The sequence below is a fragment of the Chamaesiphon sp. VAR_69_metabat_338 genome, from assembly GCF_031423935.1.
Classification (GTDB): Bacteria; Cyanobacteriota; Cyanobacteriia; order Cyanobacteriales; family Chamaesiphonaceae; genus Chamaesiphon.
Window position 1 is genome coordinate 1 of sequence record NZ_JANPGM010000399.1, and the last position, 3,753, is coordinate 3,753.

5 protein-coding genes are annotated in these 3,753 nt (G+C 46.7%); 2 read left to right on the forward strand and 3 right to left on the reverse strand.

Annotation, left to right across the window (positions count from 1 at the left end):
* Positions 1–292 precede the first annotated feature (292 nt).
* Together RMO84_RS11125 and RMO84_RS11130 are read left to right on the forward strand one after the other, a co-directional pair.
* Positions 293–580, forward strand: coding sequence for a BrnT family toxin (locus tag RMO84_RS11125; protein ID WP_310488530.1), 288 nt, complete (start codon positions 293–295; stop codon positions 578–580).
* Positions 534–827, forward strand: a complete 294-nt coding sequence (locus tag RMO84_RS11130) for a BrnA antitoxin family protein (protein WP_310488531.1) — start codon at positions 534–536, stop codon at positions 825–827. Before RMO84_RS11125 ends, RMO84_RS11130 begins: the two co-directional genes overlap by 47 nt.
* A gap of 64 nt (positions 828–891) precedes the next feature.
* Here the strand turns inward: RMO84_RS11130 and RMO84_RS11135 are convergent, their stop codons facing one another.
* The 3 genes from RMO84_RS11135 to RMO84_RS11145 form a co-directional block, all read right to left on the reverse strand.
* Entirely contained in the window at positions 892–1,452 is a 561-nt protein-coding gene (locus tag RMO84_RS11135) for a hypothetical protein (RefSeq protein ID WP_310488532.1), read from the reverse strand.
* A gap of 182 nt (positions 1,453–1,634) precedes the next feature.
* A complete protein-coding gene (locus tag RMO84_RS11140) occupies positions 1,635–2,669 on the reverse strand; it encodes a PRC-barrel domain-containing protein (protein ID WP_310488533.1) in 1,035 nt (344 codons plus the stop codon).
* A gap of 160 nt (positions 2,670–2,829) precedes the next feature.
* Positions 2,830–3,750, reverse strand: a complete 921-nt coding sequence (locus tag RMO84_RS11145; protein ID WP_396135830.1) for an undecaprenyl-diphosphate phosphatase — start codon at positions 3,748–3,750, stop codon at positions 2,830–2,832.
* Positions 3,751–3,753 lie beyond the last annotated feature (3 nt).

The following is a 3,753-nucleotide window of genomic DNA, read 5'->3' on the forward strand; positions in this document are numbered from 1 at the left end:
AATCTGGGTACCCGCAGCGACGAGCAGAAAGATAACGACACTCGCGATCGGCGATACTAAAACAGCCCACTGCCAAGGTTTTAATTGCATATCTATCTTTCGATCGTCATCAATCTGACGATATCACATTCGATCGATCGCAGCGGGTATCGAGGATTTACTTCTTTAGACATCCGCAACGTAGCTATCTCACTCATGCTTCGACTGTTTAAATATCTCTAACTCCAAGCATTACAATATCTTATCTACGATCGAGTAAAATTGGATTTGTCAGCCGAGATCGATTTAGGGTATGAATTTCGAGTGGGATGACCTGAAAAACGAGATTAATCTTGACAAGCATGGCTTTGATTTTGCCGATGCGGATCGGGTTTTTAGCTCGCCGATGGTAGTTGACATCGATAATCGTAGAGACTATGGTGAAGATCGATGGATCGGCACTGGAATGCTAGATGGGCGGATCGTAGTTGTGATATTCACCGAACTCGATCGAGAAACGACGAGAATCATTTCGTTGAGAAAAGCACTCTCTCATGAAAGAAGAAATTATGAGCAATACATCAAGAACGAACTGGGCTAAAATTGATGCGATGACTGATGATGATATCGATACGTCAGATATTCCGCCATTGACAGATGAGTTTTTCTCAAAGGCAAAGTTACGAATGCCTTCTCATCCAATCTCTACGGTTGCTGTTCGTATTGATTCGGAAACTTTGGAATGGTTTCAATCGAAAGGTGAAGAGTCTGAACAACACATGGCAGCAGCACTAAAAATATACGCAGCAGCACAGCAAACGGCTGCTGGGATGTTTCGCTCTGTTTAAGTAGTGAGTTCGATTGAATCTGAATGATGGAGATTGCGATTGATTTGGTGTTGAATCGCTAGAATTATGATTCATTCCATAAGCGTTCTAATTGAGCTTGCCAAGCCATCATCATTTCCTTACGGATATCCTCCGTCGCACCGAGATCGCCCATCACGCCTTCAGCATAAAACCTGTTGAGCGTTTGCATTGTTTGCTCCATCGTATCGCCCCGTTGCTTGGCAATACTGACGATCTCTTTAACTTGTTTGGTCGCAAAATCTTGGAATGCCCGATCGATCCCCACGCGTTTGAGGTCGATCGAGCGGTCGATCGCGGTAGTCAAGTCTTCTGGCGTCAGTCCCGCCATGCTATGCTGCCACACCCCCCACAACACCCCTTGATTCATCGCATAGCGCGTCTCTAAGGTGGCGTCGAAGTTCGCCGATAGGAATTCCTCAACAAAGGTCATCGCGTCGGCTGCGGGCGCGATCGGCACCAACATCCGCACCCAAGATTGTTGGGCTGACAGAATAATTAGCAGGCGATACTCTGGCGTTTCGACTTGATATGACTCACCATCAACAACAGTCAGCGTCGCTCCAAAGCGGTTAGTCAAAAACGATCGCATTTCTTCTGGGGTCATATCAATTTTGGATTTTGGATTTACAATTTTTTTAATTCGCTTGTCAAATTCTGCGCGTGAGGATGTTGGTTTAATGCGTTCCGCAAGGCTGCGCCAACACATTCGTTCAACCCAACCTACAGATATTTATGCGCATAGATAATTGATAATTGATAATTATCAATTATCAATTATCAACTAAATTAATGTTGTTCCTCTTCTTGATATTCCACTTGCTTGACAGTTTGCGGTAGGTCAATTTTTTGAGCAATGTCAGGAATATCCAGCTTTTGGAGTCGATCGGTTGGCGATTGGGTATCCTCACCCCACATGTCATCTAGCGTCAGCACATCCTCATCATCTGGTTCTTCCAGGGGCATGGGTGTTGCAGCGATCGGTGTATAAGGGACATCCTGATAGACTTTGGCTGTACGCGGCTGCTCGCGGACGGGTTCGTTCCAATTTTCGCCCTCATCTTCGTCGTCATAGTAGAGGGGTTGCTCGGCTTGGAGCCGCTGCGGGGGTAAGGGTGCGGCTTGAACTTCCTGCCAGTCGTCATCTTCCCAGACGGTTTGCTCGACTGGCGGCTGGGCGCGGACGATCGGTTGGGGTGGGCTGAGGGGCACGCCTGCGGGGAGTTGATTTTCGGGTCTAATTACAGCAGGACGATAGCTGTATTCGTCTTCCCACGGAGCTTTGCCGAGGCCGATCCGCTCTAGGAAGCCGACAGATAGTTGTTCGAGGCGTTCTTCGCAGCCTTGAAAGACCATCAAGCGATTGGGGCCAGTGCTGACAACTTCATCGATCGAAAATTCGTAGGTACTAATTACATTATCGGGAATCAATGGCAAGCCGATCGCGGCGATAATAATTGAAGTGAGTTTGCCATCGTCGCAGTCAAGTTTGAAGCCTCTAACTTTCCCCAGCATGTCACCAGTCTCAGTAATGACTTCACACCCGATCAGATTGGTATAATTTTCGGGGTCGAGATCTTCGATCGCTTCATCGTCGGGCACGAGAATTACGTCGCCCATTTTTTCGATCGATGAGAGAAACATATATTTGACCAGTCCGCCGGGAGCCGCTAGCCAACCGTCGCGTAAACCCAGCGCGATTACCTCGCGGCTGTCGATATCGACCAGTAGCTCTTTGACAATTCCCAAGCGTTTGCCAGTATCTTTGGCAATTACTTGCGTATCGATCAGATCGGAGCGTTGACGAATCAGTTCGGATGTCATATTAGCAGATTGGGATGCGGAGTACGGGGTGCAGGCGGATGGCTGTCGATCTATCTCTACCATTTTATCGCCACGGCTGCTCTCATCTATTGTACGGTTTCCTCTACCACAAGTTATCTAACTCGATCGATTGAAGTCACCAGTAACGATTTAGTCGGATCTAGCCTTTCCAACCAGTAGCTAGAGCGATGAGAATCGACGCCCCAAAGGCGTAGCGATACCAGACAAAGATCATCGTGTTTTTGGTTTTGAGATAGTTAAGTAAGAACGCGATCGACAGATAGGAGAAAATAAAGGCGGAAATTGTACCAGCGGCCAATAAGGGCATCGGTAATTCGTTTGCCTTAAATATTTTCAAGCCTTTAAGTAAAGTAGCAATCGTTAGGACTGGTAAGCCGACTAAAAACGAAAATCTAGCGGCAGATGCTCGATCTAAACCTAAAAATAGAGCAGCCGTTAATGTCGATCCAGAGCGAGAAACACCAGGAAATAGTGCTATTGCTTGCGCCAAGCCAACGAGTAAACCATCTTTGATTTCTAAATTGGCAAATCCTCGCTTGTGAACGCTAAAACGTTCGGCAGCAAATAATAGAGTTGCCATGATAATTGATGCGATCGCAATCAGTTGCGCGCTATATTCCAGAGCATCTTTGAGCAAAAAGCCGATCGCCAAAGCAGGCACAGAACCAACGATAATACCGATGAAAATTTTGACGTTGAGATCTTGCCAATCTTGTTTGATTAGGCCGGAAATACCACCACTAACAACATTACTAATATCTCTCCAGAAGTAGATAAATACTGCAATCACGCTACCAAATTGAATTGCATCGGCATAATCTTTTTGACCGAGCTGTTGCCAACCAAACGCCTTGGTTGTCACCAATAAGTGGGCGGTGCTACTGATCGGGAGAAACTCGGTAATACCTTGGACTAACCCCAAGAACAGAGCTTGCCAGATATTTCCATCAGCAACAATGGGTGTCGTTGGCAATGCGGGCTTGGCTGCTACCGGAAGTACCATCAATCCGGCAAGCATAATGCCGCAGATCGCGATCGTCAATTTGGTTTTCGATCTCATATT

Excerpts from the sequence above, each read along its gene's own strand:
- RMO84_RS11125 (WP_310488530.1), top strand. The coding sequence starts at position 293 with ATGAATTTCGAGTGGGATGACCTGAAAAACGAGATTAATCTTGACAAG.
- RMO84_RS11130 (WP_310488531.1), top strand. The coding sequence starts at position 534 with ATGAAAGAAGAAATTATGAGCAATACATCAAGAACGAACTGGGCTAAA.
- RMO84_RS11135 (WP_310488532.1), bottom strand. The coding sequence starts at position 1,452 with ATGACCCCAGAAGAAATGCGATCGTTTTTGACTAACCGCTTTGGAGCG.
- RMO84_RS11140 (WP_310488533.1), bottom strand. The coding sequence starts at position 2,669 with ATGACATCCGAACTGATTCGTCAACGCTCCGATCTGATCGATACGCAA.
- RMO84_RS11145 (WP_396135830.1), bottom strand. The coding sequence starts at position 3,750 with ATGAGATCGAAAACCAAATTGACGATCGCGATCTGCGGCATTATGCTT.